Origin of the sequence: Mesorhizobium sp. CO1-1-8 (assembly GCF_020164875.1) — a bacterium.
GTDB lineage: Bacteria > Pseudomonadota > Alphaproteobacteria > Rhizobiales > Rhizobiaceae > Mesorhizobium.
Genome location: NZ_JAIUGZ010000006.1, coordinates 285,018 through 300,800, shown reverse-complemented (window position 1 = coordinate 300,800; position 15,783 = coordinate 285,018). Strand labels below are relative to the sequence as shown.

At 63.7% G+C, this 15,783-nt stretch carries 15 protein-coding genes; 5 read left to right on the top strand and 10 right to left on the bottom strand.

Annotated features, from left to right (window positions below):
• Positions 1 to 2 precede the first annotated feature (2 nt).
• From LB558_RS15080 to LB558_RS15070, 3 genes are read right to left on the bottom strand one after another with little or no spacing between them, the layout of a single operon-like run.
• A complete protein-coding gene (locus LB558_RS15080; protein WP_224698265.1) occupies positions 3 to 1,106 on the bottom strand; it encodes a carnitine 3-dehydrogenase in 1,104 nt (367 codons plus the stop codon).
• Positions 1,103 to 1,732, bottom strand: a complete 630-nt coding sequence (locus LB558_RS15075; RefSeq protein WP_224698264.1) for an HD domain-containing protein — start codon at positions 1,730 to 1,732, stop codon at positions 1,103 to 1,105. The genes LB558_RS15080 and LB558_RS15075 overlap by 4 nt, the downstream gene beginning before the upstream one ends.
• Before the next feature lie 22 nt (positions 1,733 to 1,754).
• Complete coding sequence (locus LB558_RS15070) at positions 1,755 to 2,672, bottom strand: 3-keto-5-aminohexanoate cleavage protein (protein ID WP_127415848.1); 918 nt, start codon at positions 2,670 to 2,672, stop codon at positions 1,755 to 1,757.
• Positions 2,673 to 2,749: 77 nt separating this feature from the next.
• Between LB558_RS15070 and LB558_RS15065 the strand changes: the two genes are divergently transcribed.
• Positions 2,750 to 3,730: a GlxA family transcriptional regulator gene (locus tag LB558_RS15065; RefSeq protein ID WP_224698263.1), complete on the top strand. Its 981-nt coding sequence runs from the start codon at positions 2,750 to 2,752 to the stop codon at positions 3,728 to 3,730.
• A gap of 14 nt (positions 3,731 to 3,744) precedes the next feature.
• On the opposite strand, the gene LB558_RS15060 is transcribed toward LB558_RS15065, so the two are convergent.
• The 3 genes from LB558_RS15060 to xylA form a co-directional block, all read right to left on the bottom strand.
• Positions 3,745 to 3,948, bottom strand: coding sequence for a hypothetical protein (locus LB558_RS15060; RefSeq protein ID WP_224698262.1), 204 nt, complete (start codon positions 3,946 to 3,948; stop codon positions 3,745 to 3,747).
• Positions 3,949 to 4,124: 176 nt separating this feature from the next.
• Positions 4,125 to 4,601: a GNAT family N-acetyltransferase gene (locus LB558_RS15055; protein WP_224698261.1), complete on the bottom strand. Its 477-nt coding sequence runs from the start codon at positions 4,599 to 4,601 to the stop codon at positions 4,125 to 4,127.
• A gap of 252 nt (positions 4,602 to 4,853) precedes the next feature.
• Positions 4,854 to 6,179, bottom strand: coding sequence for a xylose isomerase (gene xylA, locus LB558_RS15050; protein WP_224698260.1), 1,326 nt, complete (start codon positions 6,177 to 6,179; stop codon positions 4,854 to 4,856).
• A 108-nt stretch (positions 6,180 to 6,287) separates the two neighbouring features.
• Between xylA and LB558_RS15045 the strand changes: the two genes are divergently transcribed.
• Entirely contained in the window at positions 6,288 to 6,650 is a 363-nt protein-coding gene (locus LB558_RS15045; protein ID WP_224698259.1) for a nuclear transport factor 2 family protein, read from the top strand.
• 32 nt (positions 6,651 to 6,682) lie between these two features.
• Here the strand turns inward: LB558_RS15045 and xylB are convergent, their stop codons facing one another.
• Both xylB and LB558_RS15035 read right to left on the bottom strand, forming a co-directional pair.
• On the bottom strand, positions 6,683 to 8,137 hold the full coding sequence (gene xylB / locus LB558_RS15040; protein ID WP_224698258.1) for a xylulokinase: 1,455 nt from the start codon (positions 8,135 to 8,137) through the stop codon (positions 6,683 to 6,685).
• Between the two features lie 82 nt (positions 8,138 to 8,219).
• Entirely contained in the window at positions 8,220 to 9,542 is a 1,323-nt protein-coding gene (locus LB558_RS15035; RefSeq protein WP_224698257.1) for a tetratricopeptide repeat protein, read from the bottom strand.
• 226 nt (positions 9,543 to 9,768) lie between these two features.
• Between LB558_RS15035 and LB558_RS15030 the strand changes: the two genes are divergently transcribed.
• On the top strand, positions 9,769 to 12,615 hold the full coding sequence (locus tag LB558_RS15030; RefSeq protein ID WP_224698256.1) for an autotransporter outer membrane beta-barrel domain-containing protein: 2,847 nt from the start codon (positions 9,769 to 9,771) through the stop codon (positions 12,613 to 12,615).
• Positions 12,616 to 12,659: 44 nt separating this feature from the next.
• On the opposite strand, the gene LB558_RS15025 is transcribed toward LB558_RS15030, so the two are convergent.
• Together LB558_RS15025 and LB558_RS32915 are read right to left on the bottom strand one after the other, a co-directional pair.
• Positions 12,660 to 13,283 carry a LysE family translocator gene (locus LB558_RS15025; RefSeq protein WP_224698255.1) on the bottom strand — a complete coding sequence of 208 codons (624 nt, stop codon included), beginning with the start codon at positions 13,281 to 13,283 and terminating at the stop codon, positions 12,660 to 12,662.
• A gap of 96 nt (positions 13,284 to 13,379) precedes the next feature.
• Positions 13,380 to 13,502, bottom strand: a complete 123-nt coding sequence (locus LB558_RS32915; RefSeq protein WP_013528283.1) for a hypothetical protein — start codon at positions 13,500 to 13,502, stop codon at positions 13,380 to 13,382.
• Positions 13,503 to 13,740: 238 nt separating this feature from the next.
• Between LB558_RS32915 and LB558_RS15020 the strand changes: the two genes are divergently transcribed.
• Entirely contained in the window at positions 13,741 to 14,508 is a 768-nt protein-coding gene (locus LB558_RS15020; RefSeq protein ID WP_224698254.1) for a L,D-transpeptidase, read from the top strand.
• Positions 14,509 to 14,608: 100 nt separating this feature from the next.
• Complete coding sequence (locus tag LB558_RS15015; protein WP_224698253.1) at positions 14,609 to 15,775, top strand: diphosphate--fructose-6-phosphate 1-phosphotransferase; 1,167 nt, start codon at positions 14,609 to 14,611, stop codon at positions 15,773 to 15,775.
• The last annotated feature ends 8 nt before the right edge of the window (positions 15,776 to 15,783 follow it).

The window sequence follows — 15,783 nt, the reverse complement described above, 5'->3', positions numbered from 1 at the left end:
CCTCAGCCCTTCTTCTTACCGGTCTTTTTCTTCGGCTTTTCGGCTTTCTTCACCGGCTTCAACGCTTTGGCTTTCTCGGCAGCCTTGGAGGCCGTCGGCTTCTTCGCCGCCAGCTTGGCCAACTGCCTGGTGTAGTCCTTGTGCAGGGCGCCGGCGCCCCAGCCCTTGCCTTTGTTCTGCTTCGACAGCGCATCCATGATGGCGACCAGATTGTCGTCGCGGATCTTTTCCAGTTCGCGAATGGACAGGCCATGCGCTTGGTCGTCCGACTGCGTGGCGATCAGGTCGACCAACTCGTCGTTGAACTCCGGCACGTCCATCAGCTTGGTCCATGGCCATTTCAGGCACGGCCCGAACTGCGCCATGAAGTGGCGCATGCCGGCCTCGCCGCCGGCGACGCGATAGACCTGGAACATGCCCATCTGCGCCCAGCGCAAGCCGAAGCCGTAGCGCATGATGTCGTCGAGTTCCTCGACCGTGCAGATGCCGTCCTTGATCAACCACAGCGCCTCGCGCCATGCCGCTTCGAGCAGGCGGTCGCCGACGAAGGCCTCGATCTCCTTGCGGATGACAACAGGCTTCATGCCGATCGAGGCATACATCTCCTTGGCGACCTCGATCGCCTCGGGGAAGGTCTGCTCGCCGCCGACGATCTCGACCAGCGGCAGGAGATAGACCGGGTTGAACGGGTGGCCGACGACCAGCCGCTCCGGATGCTTCTTCATCGCCACCTGCATATCGGTCGGCTTGATGCCGGAGGTCGAGGAGCCGACAATCGCATTGGCCGGCGCATGGGCGTCGATCTCGGCGAGCACGCGGTGTTTCAGGTCGAGCCGTTCCGGCACGCTTTCCTGGATGAAATCGGCGTCGGCAACCGCCTCGGCGATGGTCTTGGCGAAGGTCAGCTTGCCCTCTTTCGGTAGACCGCCGGGCACCATCTGCTTGTAGGCGCGGCGCGCGCCCTTCATCACTTCGCCGACCTTGCGCGATGCCTCGGGATCGGGGTCGAAGATCGACACGTCGATACCGTTGAGCAGCAGCCGCGCCACCCAGCCGGCGCCGATGACACCGCCACCGATGGCGGCCGCCTTGTTGATGATGCTCATGCGGAAGCTCCGGTTCTTGTCCTGGCGGTTTCGGGATCGATAAGGGGCACGCGCTCGCCGGCGCGGATCACGGACGCGTCGTAGGCTTTGCGGGCAAAGACCTCGAGCACGAAGGGCCGAAAGAATTCGATCGGCAGCGTCTCATAGTCGGGGTCGAAGCTCGACTGGTCCCAGCGTTCGCAAAACTGGTCGCAATCGTCGAAATAGGCGTGGCCGGCGAAGCGGTCGCGGGCGTGGCGGTTGCCGCCGAGGTGATGGGCGTAATAGAGCCGCTGGAAGTCGCCGTGCTTTTCCACCACCCAGGTGCATTGCTCGCGCACGAAGGGTTTCAGGATCGAAGCGGCATATTCGTCGTGATTGTAGGGCGCATAGATGTCGCCGATGTCGTGCAGCAGCGCGCAGGCGATCCAGTCGGTGTCGGCGCCGTCACGCCAGGCGCGCGTCGCCGCCTGCAGCGAATGGCCAAGCCTTGTGATCTTGTAGCCCGACAGGCCCTCGTCGAGCTGCACCAGCGCATCGAGCAGCCGCTCACCGGTCCTGGCCGCATAGTCGATTTCATGCGCGGTCAGGAACTCGTAGTCGTCCCGGTCGCCATCCTTCATTGCTGTGAATTTGACGGTAGTCATATCGACTCTCCCAGCGAATAATTTATGCCGCGATCGGCGCCCGCTTGGTCAGGTTCAGCTTCTTGCGCACTTCCTCCGGACCAATGATCCTGGCGCCGAGATTGGTGACGATGCTGGCGGCACGCTCGACCAGTTGCGCATTGGTCGCCAAGACGCCCTTGTCGAGCCACAGATTGTCTTCCAGCCCGACGCGGACATTGCCGCCGGCCAGCACCGCGGCCGCGGCATAGGCCATCTGGTTGCGGCCGATGGCGAAGGCCGACCAGTTCCAGGTCGACGGCACATTGTTGACCATCGCCATGAAGGTGTTGAGGTCGTCAGGCGCCCCCCATGGCACGCCCATGCAGAGCTGCACTAGTGCGTCGGGATTGAGCACCTTTTCCTCGACCAACTGCTTGGCGAACCACAGATGACCGGTGTCGAAGGCCTCGATCTCCGGCTTGACCCCGAGAGCCGTCATCATGCCGCCCATGGCGCGCAGCATGCCGGGCGTGTTGGTCATGACATAGTCGGCCTCGGCGAAATTCATGGTGCCGCAGTCGAGCGTGCAGATTTCCGGCAGGCACTGGCGCACATGTTCCATGCGGTTGGTGGCGCCGCCCATATCGGTGCCTTTTTCGTTGAGCGGCAGCGGCGCTTCCGGCGAGCCGAACACCATGTCGCCGCCCATGCCGGCGGTCAGGTTCAGGATGACGTCGACTTCTGCCGCGCGGATCCGCTCGGTCACTTCGCGGTAGAGATGCACGTCGCGCCTGGGCTTGCCGGTTTCGGGGTCGCGCACGTGGCAATGCACGATGGCCGCACCCGCCTTGGCCGCATCGATGGCGGAATCCGCGATCTGCTTTGGCGAGCGCGGCACATGCGGGCTGCGATCCTGCGAGCCGCCGGATCCGGTGACGGCACAGGTAATGAAGACCTCACGGTTCATCGCAAGCGGCATGGAATTCTCCTCCCATAGAAACAGATCTCAACAATGACTGACTTGCCGGAAACTGTTTTGCGTTTTACGAAGCTCTCATGATCAAAAGCGAAAAACCGACGATCTTTCGCGTCGAGCGCTCGCCGCTCAAGGTGACGCTGCTGGTGTTTTCCGGCTCGTCCATCATGTGCGTGGCCTCGGCCGTCGATCCGCTGCGCGCCGCCAACCGCATCTCCGGCGAGACCCTGTTCGATTTTCGGCTGGTCTCGGTGACCGGGGAGGCTCCGGTCACCACCTGCGGCCTGCCGGTGGCGGTCAGCGGCCGTTTCGACGCGGCCGAGCCGACCGACGTTCTTGTGGTCGTCGCCGGCTTCGGCACCCAGAACTATGCAACCTCGGCTCTGTTGTCCGGACTGCGCCGAGCCGCACGCACGGCGCGTGCTTGCGGCGGTGTCGAGGCGGGCACCTGGCTAGTGGCGCGTGCCGGCCTGCTCGAAGGGCGCAGCGCCACCACCCACTGGGAGGACATGGAGGATTTTTCCTCGGCCTTTCCCGGCATCGACGTGCGTCCGGACCGCTATGTCATCGACGGGCCTGTGTTCACGTCGGGCGGCGCGTCGCCGACCTTCGACCTGATGCTGCATCTCATCCGCACGCGGCTCGGCATGGCCGTCGCGCTTGATGTCGCCAGCGTCTTTATCTACGACCAGGCGCGCGCCGCGACCGATGCACAGCCGCTGGTCTCGCTCGGCCGCCTGGACGGCTACGACCCGCGCCTTGCGCAAGCCATCCGGCTGATGGAAGCGCATGTCGACCAGCCGCTGACCATCGAAGCGGTGGCCAAGCGCGCCGGGGTGACGGCACGGACGCTGGAAAGCATCTTTCGCAAATCGATCGGTGAGACGCCGGGCGCCTATTACCTCAGGCTGCGCCTCGGCGCCGCACGACGGCTGGTGGTCGATACAAGGGTTGCCATGGCCGATATTGCCGGGCGGACCGGATTTTCGTCAGCCGCGGCATTTTCGAGAGCGTTTTCAAGGGCTTTCGGCGAAGCGCCGGTCAGGCTGCGGAGGGGGTAGGTTTCAACGGGCGATCAGGCCGCGTTCTGGCGGTCGCCGTCGATCTGCGAGCGCATCTGTGTGGCCAGACGGGTCTCGAAGCGGCTGGCAACGGCGCGATCCCATTCATTCGAAATCTTGGCGTCGTCCGTTTTCCTTGGCATCGCCATCAGCCGGTCGATGATCGATCCAGCCTCGCCAGGTGAGAGCAGGGCGTCGATTTCACGTTCGTTCTGCATATCGGTTCGCCTCCTTCTTCATCTCCCGCCACGAGCCATGCTTATACGAGATTCGTGACGGCAGTTTGAAGGCAAGAGCGAGGTCATTGAAGGGCGTCGAAGGGCAAAACCATGTCGCGGACCGGGCCATGCGCAAAGCTGTTCCTGCGCCCCGGCAGGTCAGGTCAAGGAGAAATCTACAGCCGCTTTTCGAACAGCACCGTGGTGAAGCCACTGTCCCATTCGTCATCGGGATAGCGACTTTTCTCGACATAGCCGACCGCCTTGTAGAGTGCTTGTGCGGGCAGGTTGAACGTGTCGGTTTCCAGCCGCGCCTGCGCCAATCCGGCGGCGCCGATCGCCTGTTCGGCATGGGAAAGCAGCTTGCGGCCGACACCTTGGCCTTGACGGGATGCCATCACGTGCAGGGCCTCGATGAAATCCGCGCGCCAATGGATCAGGCCGGCGACCTCGCCATCGATCTCGGCAACGGCGAATTCAGACCAGCTCTGGTCGACATAGCGCCCGCCAATATCCGTCTCGACATAGCGCTGCGCCGCTGCTTCGGTGATGTTCGGCAGCCAGGTGCCTTCGAATGTTTGATGCAGCACCTGCTTCAGCGCCGGAATATCGCTCGCCAGCGCCGGGCGCACGATGATTCGATCCTCTGCCATTTTCCGTCTCCCGCCAATGCATGTCGCCCAAAAGTGCACAGCGGTTTTGAGATGACGACATGCGTAAAAACAATGGCTGCCGCACGGGCTCTCTTTCGGCGACACGCGTGGCATCTTGATCTCACGCTGCTGCCGAAGATCTGTGCGATCCTCGGCAGCCTTGCGCGAAGTGGGCTGACTAGCAGATGGCGATGGCGGCGGCTTTCAGCCAGTGGTGCCGGATGTCGGTCCAGAGATGGAGCGGCGCTCGCCTTACACGTACCGGTTGACGATATTTTCCAGCAGTTCCTGGCGTCCGGACCTGGGCTGCGGCTCGATCTTCTTCTTGACGACACGCTCGGCGATATCCTCAAGCGTGCGCTTGCCGGCAAGCATCGCCTTGCCCTCGACCGTGTTCCAACCGGCATAGCGTTCGGCCAGCGGCGCCGACAGCGCCTTGTCCTCGACCATGCGCGCCGCGGCTTTCAGGCCGCGAGCGCAAGAGTCCATGCCGCCTATATGGCCGATCAGCAGGTCCTGCGGATCGAGCGATTGGCGGCGCAGCTTGGCGTCGAAATTGGTGCCGCCGGTCTTGAACCCGCCGGCCTGCAGGACCTGGTAGTAGGCCAGCGCCATTTCCGGCACGTTGTTGGGGAACTGATCGGTGTCCCAGCCGGACTGGTAGTCGTTGCGATTCATGTCGATCGAACCGAAAATGCCGAGCGCATTGGCCAGCGCCAGTTCGTGCTCAAAGGAATGGCCGGCCAGGATGGCGTGGCCCTGCTCGATATTGACCTTGACCTCCTTCTCCAGCCCGAAGCGCTTGAGGAAACCGTAGACGGTGGCGACATCGTAATCGTACTGATGCTTGGTCGGCTCCTGCGGCTTCGGCTCGATCAGGATCGTGCCCTTGAAGCCGATCTTGTGCTTGTAGTCGACGACCATGCTGAGGAACCGGCCGGCCTGTTCCTGCTCGCGCGCAAGGTCGGTGTTGAGCAGGGTCTCATAGCCTTCGCGCCCGCCCCACAGCACGTAGTTTTCGCCCTTCAGCCGCTTGGTGACGTCGATACAGCTTTTTACCGTCGCTGCCGCGTACGCAAAGACATCCGGATCGGGATTGGTGGCCGCGCCCGACATGAAGCGGCGGTTGGAGAACAGATTGGCGGTGCCCCAAAGCAGCTTGACGCCGGTCTGCTTCATCTTGCCCGCAAAGTAATCGGCGATCTCATCGAGGCGCGCCGCACTCTCGGAAAAATCCTTGCCTTCCGGTCGCACATCGGCGTCGTGGAAGCAGAAGTAAGGCGCACCGAGCAGCGAGAACATCTCGAAGGCAACGTCTGCTTTCAGTTTTGCCAACTCCATCGTGTCGGTGCCGCCGGCCTTGGGGAACCAGGGCCGGTCGAAGGTCTGGCCGCCGAACGGATCGCCACCCGGCCAGGCAAAGGAGTGCCAGTAGGCGACGGCGAAGCGCAGATGATCTTCCAACCGCTTGCCGGCGACAACCTCATCGGGATTGTAGAACCTATAGGCCAGGGGATTGGTCGAATCCGGCCCTTCATATTTGATCTTCTTGATATCGCCGAAAAATCCGCTGCTCATGTTTTTTCCTCTCGAATAGTTCGCCCGATTACCTCAGGCGTAATTGGTTTCGTTCTTCCGCTGGTCGAAAAGGCTGGTGTCAAAGCCACTCAGTAAAGGAGACAGACCGTGACCGACCTCAACAGGATCGCCCAGAACTACATCACCGCCTGGAACGAAAGCGATGCCGGCCGCCGGGCCGAATTGCTCAAGGCGACCTTCACGGAAGACGTCAGCTACCGTGATCCGCTCATGCAGGGCGATGGCCATGCGGGTGTCGCAGCACTCATCGACGGCGTCCAGCAGCGCTTTGCCGGCTTCCGATTCTCGCTGAAGGGCACGCCGGACGGTTTTGCCGACAAGATACGCTTCTCGTGGAATCTTGGACCTGAGGGAACGCCTTCCGTCATCGAAGGCACCGACATCGGAATCATCGAGAACGGCCGCCTGAAGAGCGTCACTGGTTTTCTCGACAAGGTGCCGGCGCAGTGAGCCGGACAGCCGTGGCGTGGGCGAAAGATCGCTCACGCCGTGGCGGCCTTGATTGCCGGGTACAGCGCCCGGTAGCGCTGATAGGCATCGGCATAGGCGCCGCCGAGCGCGGCGTCCGGTTCGATCGTGGCATCGGTCGTCGGTGCCGTACAGATTTCAAGCGGATCGGCACCCGTCGCCGCAATCAGGCCGAGCCGTGCGGCACCAAAGGCGGCGCCGAAATCGCCGTCGGCGGGAATGTCGACAGGCAGTTGAAGCGCGGTGGCAATCGCCTTCAGCCAGTAACGCGAGCGCGAGCCGCCGCCGATCGCCGTCACCCGCGTCAAGGTCGTGCCGGCCGTGGCCAGGGCTTCGAGGCTGTCGCGGAAGGCAAAGGCTACACCCTCCAGTACGGCCTGGGTCAGCACGGCACGGCTCGATTCATGCGCCAGCCCGGCGAACGCGCCGCGAACGGCGGCATCATTGTAGGGTGTGCGCTCACCCGAGAGATAAGGCAGGAAGGACACGCCGCTGGGCGCCTTCAATGTGTCGCCGAGTTCGGTGGTCAATTCGCCGGCGCTCTTCCCAGTGATTTCGGACAGCCAGTTGAGCGAATCCGTCGCCGACAGGATGACCCCCATCTGATGCCAGGTGTTCGGCAGGGCGTGGCAGAAGGTGTGAACCGCGCTAGCCGGGTTGGGCAGGTAGGAAGCATTGGCGGCAAACAGCACGCCCGACGTGCCGAGCGAAACAAAAGCTTGGCCGGCGCCGACCGTGCCCATGCCGCAGGCCGAGGCCGCGTTGTCGCCGGCGCCGCCGGCGATCGGAATGCCGGCCTGGACGCCCCATTCCGAGGCCAATTCGCTGCGCAGCGCGCCTGCCTTGTGCGTACCCTCGACCAGGGACGGCATCTGCTTTTCATCGAGCGATGTCGCCGCGAGCAGGTCCGCACTCCAGCGGCGCTTGTCGACATCGAGCCAGGAAGTGCCGGCAGAATCCGACATTTCCGAAATGTGCTCGCCCGAAAGCCAGAGCCGCAGGAAATCCTTGGGCAGCAGCACTTTTGCCACCTTGGCGAAGACAGCGGGTTCGTTGTTCTTCACCCAGGCCAGCTTCGGCGCGGTGAACCCGGGAAAGACGATGTTGCCAGTCAGGGCTCGGAAGCGCGGATCGGCATCGAGGACGACCGCCTCGGCATGGCTGCGCGTGTCGTTCCAAAGGATGCAGGGACGCAGCACCTTGTCGGCGGCGTCGAGCAGCGTGGCGCCATGCATCTGCCCGGACAGGCCAATGCCCTTGACTGCCGCGAGTTCATCCGGATGGGAGGATTTGAGCTCGGCGATTGCGTCTTCGCACGCCCGGATCCAGTGCTCGGGATTCTGTTCCGACCAGCCGGGATGCGGCCGTGAAACGTCAAGCGAACCGTGGCCGGAACCGATGAGGGTTTGCCCGGCATCGATCAGCAGCGCCTTGACGCCCGACGTTCCGAGATCGAGGCCCAGATACATGTCTTCCTCCCACGCCAGTTAATTTTTTCGGGTCTCGAAAAAATCTGGCTTGGCCAGTTTTTAAAACAAGATCCGCTTCGGGTCAATTCTCCGACAAATCGGCGGCGCGTCGCACAAACAGCGCTGACATCGGACTGTCGGGCCGCGCCATCGAACGCTCCGCCGTGAGCGCCCTGGCCAGCGCGCCGTCACCGGCGCGCAACGCTGCCTCGATCAGCGTCAGGTCGATGACGTCCCGCTGGGCGTGGCTGCCGCCGAAGCGATGGGAGATCGATCGGATCGGCCGGATCAGGCGCACGGTCTCGGCGTAGCTGCCCTCACCGAAGGCCTTGATGGCGAGCGTCAATGGATGGCCGACATCCCGCGTGAAAGCCGCATTGTCGTCATTGCCACGCATGGCATCGCGCTGAGCCTCGAGCAAAGCAAGGGCCGGCGCATCTAACCCTGCACCGACAAAGGCCATCATCGCGTGGGCATCGTTGAAGGCATAATTGCCGGCGCCGGCCTTGCGCCAGTTGTCGGCGAGCGCTGCCCAGCGGGCGCCGACATCCAAGCCACCGAGGTGGAGCCGCCACAGGATCGCCGAGGCATCGACCATGTTGAGCGCCATCGTCGATTGCACGCTGTAGATGGGGCCGTCATAGAGCCCCAGCACTTGATCGATTTCGCCGAGATCATAGTGGAAAAGCGCCAAGTGCCACCAATTATGCACCTGCAGGAAGCTCTCCCTTGTCCACGCTTCCGGGTTGGCGCGCATCCAGGCAATGCCATCCCTTTGCCGGCTTTGCATTTCCATGACATGGGCGACGGCATGCTGCGCCCAGCCATCGCGCGGCTCCATGTCAACTGCCGAGCGCCCAAGCTGTTCGGCCCTGACATAGTCGCCCATTTCCTCCAGCCCGAACGCCTGCATGCCGAGCATGGCGTGGTAGCCGGGCATGCTGCTTTGCCAGGACGGCAGGGCGCGTGCAATGCGGTCGCGCAGCATGCGGGTATTGCCGGTGAAGAAATCGATCTGGTGGCCGACCTGCAGTGCCAGCCCGTCGCGCGGGGTTTCGATGGTGACATCTTCAAGAATGCGGCTGGCCTCATGCCAACGCCCGTTGGCGAGATGACCGAGGGCTGCGACATGCGCCTGCTCGCGCGTGGTCGCGGCAAGCGGCAGTGACACCTCATGGCAAGCCTTGGCCACCGCCGTCGCCTCCAGCTCGGTGGCGAGGCCGAAGAGATAGCCCTTGAAGACATGCGCCATGACGAAGCCGGGATCTTCCGCAATGGCGCGGTCAACGGAGGCTACGGGATCGCCGATGAAGCACTGCAGTTCACGCACTGCCTGGCTGTAGGGGGTGAATCCCGCCTCCGTCGCGCCCGAAAGTGCCAGGCCGAATGCGTCCCTGGTTGCCATGCGATGTCCTTTTATCGACCCGTGACAGGCCCTCGATCCTTCGACCCAAGGCGATCATAAGGCATGGGCCACGAACACGCCAACCACGCGCTGCGCCAGACCGTTTCAGTAGTCTTTGCAGTTTAGCAACCATGCGGGGCAGATTAGGCTTTGTAAAATCGAACCAATTGTGTCTTCATTGCGGCGCCGGGCGGGGAGCTTGAAATCGCGAATCGAGAGGGACGCGATGCGGCATATGAAAAACTCGCTTCCGAAAAGTCGTTCGGAGGATGCCCAGACGGCAGTTGCTTCGCTACGGCGAACGCCGCAGCCGCTACACCCGTGGCTTATTAGCATCTTCTCAACTACAGCCTTTGCGTTGCTGCCCAACTCCGCCGCGTTTGCCGCATGCGTGCTGGGTCCATCCGCCGGAAACACCGTATACACCTGTGATAGCGGTGACTCAGGCGGCAGCCTCACCGATCTCGACGGCGCCAACACGCTCAATTTTCCCGCCGGCGGCACCGGGCAGATATCAGGCAACGTCACCTTTGGCGTCGGCACGGACCGCATCGATATGCAGTCAGGCACCATCACCGGCACCGTCGATCAGGGTGGCGGCACGGATTTCTTCACAATTGGCGCGGGCACCGTCGCCGGCAATGTCCAGCAGGGCGTCGGCATCGACGACTTCAACATCAGCGGCGGCCAGATCGGCTCGCTCAACCAGGGCGATGGCCTCGACACCTTCACCATGACCGACGGCCGCATCGTCGATTTCTTCGACGATGGCGACCGCGCCGTGATGACCGGTGGCCGCATCGGCCGCGTCAACATGAAGCTCGACCAGAATTACTTCAACATGTCCGGCGGCACCATCGACCGCAACCTCGTCACCGGTTTCGACAAGGACACGATCATCCTGTCGGGCGGCACCATCGGCGGCAACATCAGCGTCAGCGGTGGCAATGACAGCGTGACGGTCACCGGCGGCACGGTCGGTGGCGATATCCTGATGAGCTTCGGCGCTGACAACTTCGTCTGGAATGGCGGCGGCATCATCTATGGCGCCGTCGATCTCGGCGGCGATAACGACACCGCCAAACTCAGCAACCTCACCAACGCCAATCTCGGTGCCACGGATGCAATCACTGGTGGCCTCGGCACTGATGCGCTGACTTTCGACAACGTCAAGCTGGATGGGATCGCCCGGCTCCAGAGCTGGGAAAGCATCGACGCCACCAACGATACCGAGCTGACGCTCGACGGCAATCTTGTGCTCGGCGACAGCGGCACCGGCACGGGTTCGCTCAGCGTCGACGCCGCGAGCACGCTCTATGGCGGCGGTTTCAACGCGGCGATCCAGGCCTTTACGGCGGGCCAGCTGGCGCAGGTCACCAATGCCGGACGCATCGACCTGACCAACGGCAGCACCGGTGCCACCGACAGCCTGACGATTTCGGGCAATTATGTCGGCCTGGGTGGCCTGCTGCTGATCCAGACCGAGCTCGGCGACGATTCCTCCGCATCCGACAAGTTGGTCCTGTCGGGCGGCACGGCGTCTGGTTCGACCGGCATCGGAGTGGTCAATGTCGGTGGCGCGGGTGCCGCGACCACGGCGGACGGCATCATGGTTGTCCAGGCGGTCAACGGCGCCACTTCGGGCGCCACGACATTCGCGCTCGACGCCCCGGTCGCCGCCGGTGCCTTTGAATATTATCTGTTCAAGGGCGGCGTCAGCGCCGGCAGCGAGGAGAACTGGTACCTGCGCTCGACGCTGAACACGCCGGCCCCGCCGGCCGCAGCCCCACCGGCGCTGGAACCTACTCCGCCGCCGGAACCTGAGCCGCCGGCGGCCGAACCGCCGCCGCCGCCGCCTTCCGAGCTGCCGCCGACGCCGCCGCCGACCGAGGGCGACATCAACAACCCGCCGGTCGACCCGACACCGCCGGTGCAGGCAGCCGATCCGGAGCCCGAGCCGCCGCCGGCACCACCGCCGGCACCGCCCGCGGATCCACCGCCGCCACCGCCGGTGGTGCCGACGGAGGGGCCAGCGCTTCCGGTGCCGACACTGCCTGGCCCGCCACCGGTCCAGCCGACGCCGCCGACGCCCGGAGCGACGGCGGTGGAGGCAGCCGAGATCACGCTCTATCGCATCGAGGTTCCGGTCTATTCGGCCTTGCCGCCGGTCGCCGAACACCTGGCGATGACCACGCTCGGCACCTTCCAGGAACGGCGCGGCGAGCAGAGCCTGTTGTCGAACACCGAGCTGTCGCCGGTCTGGGGCCGCATCTTCGGCCAGGACAGCAAAATGGCGTATTCAGGAACGGTATCGCCGTCCTTCGACGGCACCCTGTTCGGCCTCCAGGCGGGTTTCGATCTGTTCGGCCGCGAAACCGCGTCGGGCCAGACCGATCGCGCCGGCCTGTTCGTCGCCTATGCCAGCATGAGTGGCGACGTGCGCGGCCAGGCGCTGGGCTGGAACGATCTGTCCGTAGGCAGCATGGATATCAACGGCACCAGCGTCGGCGGCTACTGGACCCGGATCGGTCAGGGTGGCTGGTACCTGGACGGCGTGCTCATGGCCACCTTCTTCGGCGGCAACGCGACATCGTCGCGCGACATCGGCATCGATGTCGGCGGGACCGGCGTCACCGCTTCGCTGGAAGGCGGCTATCCCATCGCGCTGGCGCAAGGCTGGACGCTTGAACCGCAGGCGCAACTGGTCTGGCAGCAACTGTCGCTCGACGATGCGTCGGACCGCTTTGCTTCGGTTTCCTTCGATACGGACGGCAGCGTGACCGGCCGGCTCGGCGCACGGCTGCAAGGCGAAACAACGATCAATGGCATGGCGCTGCAGCCGTACCTCAAGGCCAACATCTGGCACGATTTCGGCGGCACCAGCCATGTCAATTTCGACACCACCGACATCTCGACCGGGGGCAGATCGACCTCGTTCGAGTTCGGCGGCGGCGTGATTGCCAAGGTTACGGACAAGGTCAGCATCTTCGCCACCGGCGACTACACCACCAATCTCGGTGGCGACGAGCGTCGAATCCTCGAAGGCAATCTGGGCTTCAGCGTCAAATGGTAAGGCCGGTCATGACCCCGAAAACTATTTCGGGATAAAAAAACAGCTTAATTGCTGGAACGCATCGCCACCGTGGCGATGCCGGCGCCGACCAGCAGCGTGCCGCCGGTACGGTTGAAGATGCGGATCGCCTTGGGATTGCGCACCACGTTGCGTGCGCGTGCCGCGATCAGCGCATAGCCGAACGCATTGGCGAAGGCGAGCACCAGGAAGGTCGTCTCGAAGATCAGCATCTGCGTCCAGAAATCGGCGTGCCGGTCGAGGAACTGCGGCAGGAAGGCGACGAAGAAGGTGATGCTTTTCGGGTTGAGCGCGGTGACCAGCCAGGCGTGCGCCGTCATCTTGGCCGAGGAGACCGCGTCGGTGCGCGGTTCGGCCTTCAGCGCGCCGCCGGCCCGAAACAGTTTCACGCCGAGATAGATCAGATAGCCGGCGCCGATCAACTTCAGGATGGTGAAGACGGTCGCCGACGCGGCCAGCAGCGCGCCGATGCCCAGCATCGACAATGTCATCGCGGTGAAATCCCCCAGCGCCACGCCGACGGCCATCGGCACAGCGGTACGCCAGCCCTGGCCCAGCGCATAGGACACGACGAGAAGGATGGTCGGTCCCGGAATGATGAGAAGGATCGTCGATGCGGCAGCGAAGGCGGCCCAGTTTTCGAAGGACATGCTCGTCTCCTTTGAGCTTAAAGAAGAGGATAAATCCTTAGGCCCGGGATAATGTAAAGAGGCGATTTCCCCGACTGCGCCAGCGGCAGATCGGTGTCAGTTCGCGCCGCTCAGCGTGCTCACGATATCGGCCAAGCTGACATTGGCACCGAGAACGGTTGCCGCCGCGACAATGGCAGCGGCAAAAAGCTTGATGTCGGTTTTTAAGGTCTTGCACATGGAGGCCCCTCGCTGATGGTTCGAGGAGTAGGAAACGCCGGCGCCGGGAATATGACCCGACCGAGGTCTTTTTGTGCGGCAGCCTTCGTTCAAGCTCAGGCAAGAAGCTCAAACGTCGACAGGGCCATGCGCAAATGCAGGCTGTGCAAGGTCTTCACGCTTTATCAACCATGAATGATGAAAATGCCTGCTATCCGGCCGGACCGTGCTTCCCGCCGACAGTGTAGGGTCTGGGTATATGCGTGAGTTGCCGCAAGGACTGACGCCGCCGCGAGACGGCGACGCAATCGAAACCGATCATCATCTTTCCCGCCGCGCCATCCTGTCCGGGGCAGGGGCGCTCGCGCTGCTGAGCGCCGCCGGTTGCTCGACCTCGGGCGGGGGTCTGCCGGCGCTCGAGCTCGACGACGTCACCACGGGTTCCGTGCGGCCGATCCGGCCAAGCATCAGCGTCGACAAGAACATCACCAGCCCCGGCGTCATGTATGCCGGGCTGACCGATGGCGGCTTCAACGTGCCGGAAGTGCCATATCTGAAGGTCAAGCCGGAATTCCGCCGCCAGATCGTCGTCGACACGACAGGCGAGGCACCGGGCACCATCGTTGTCCATCTCAAGGAGCGCATGCTCTATCTCGTCCAGCCGGGTGGCGACGCCATTCGCTACGGCGTCGGCATCGGCAAGGATGGTTTCCGCTGGTCCGGCCGCGCCAACATCCAGTACGGCAGGGAATGGCCGACCTGGACGCCGCCGCCCGAGATGATCGCCCGCAAGCCTGAACTGGTGAAATGGCAGGCCGGACAGCCCGGCGGCCTCACCAATCCGCTCGGCGCGCGTGCCCTCTACATCTACCAGGACGGCAAGGACACCGGCTACCGCATCCACGGCTCGCCCGAATGGTGGAGCATCGGGCAAGCGATGTCGTCGGGCTGCGTACGCCTGATCAACCAGGACATCATCGACCTCTACAGCCGCGTCTCCAAGAAAAATCCGGTCGTCGTCGTCTGACGCTTGTGCGGCGTGCTGGCGCCGCTCGAAACTCCCGTTGCGCGATGCGACAAGACAGGCCAAGGTGCCATGAAAACCATCGCGCCGGGAGAAATCAAGCATGGCTGGAACGTTTGTCATCGCGCAGGGCGGCGGCCCAACCGCCGTCATCAACCAGACGGTTGTCGGGGCGACGCTGGAGATCCACAAGCGGCATCCCGGAGCCAAGGTGCTGGGCTCGATCCATGGCGTGCGCGGCATCCGTGACGGCAATTATGTCGACCTTTCCGCCATCCCCGAGGACCGGCTGCGGCTGATTGCCGGCACGCCGAGCGCCGCCCTCGGCTCGACCCGCGACAAGCCCGACGCCGCCTATTGCGATGTCATCCTCAACGGGCTGAAGAAGGCCGGCGCCGACGCCTTCATCTATATCGGCGGCAACGACACGTCGGGTACGCAGCAGATCCTGACCGACGCCGCCGGCGGCTCAATTGCCTTTGTCCATGCGCCAAAAACCATCGACAATGATCTCGAGGAAAACGACCACACGCCGGGCTTCATTTCGGCGGCCGAGTTCGTCGCCGGCGCCTTCCTGTCCGTCGATCTCGATTTCCGTGCGCTGCCCGGCATCTATGTCGGCATCGTCATGGGCCGGCATGCCGGCTTCCTGACCGCGGCCGCCGCCGCCTGGCAGCTCGACCCCGACAGCGGTCCGCACCTCGTCTACGTGCCCGAGCGCCCATTCTCCGCCGCCGGCTTCATCGACGACGTCCGTGCCACGCTCGATCGTCACAAGCGCTGCATCGTCGCCGTTTCGGAAGGCGTCAGCACCGCTGACGGCAAGGCACTGGTTGAAAGCCTGGTGCCGCCGGATAAGCTTGAGCGCGACGCGCACGGCAACGTCAAGTTGTCGGGCAGCGACCTGCCGGCCGCCCTCGAGCGCGCGTTGGCGGAAGGCCTGCCAGGCAAGCGTGCGCGCGTCGATGCCCTCGGCTACATGCCGCGCGGTTATATCGGCGCCATCAGCGCGGTCGACGCGCAGGAGGCTTTCGATGCCGGCGCTTTCGCCGTCACCGTCGCCGAACAGGGCGGCGGCTCGGTGGCGCTGCAATATGACGGCACCAGAACGGTGCTGAAGAAAGTGCCGCTCAAGAACGTCGCCGGCAAGACACGCCACATGCCGAACGATTTCATGAAGCCCGATGTCAATCAGCTATCGGATGCCGGCATGGCCTATCTCAAGCGGCTGGTGCCGGAAAAATACAAGGTCGGGAAGCCCTTCGTCTGATGCCCGGC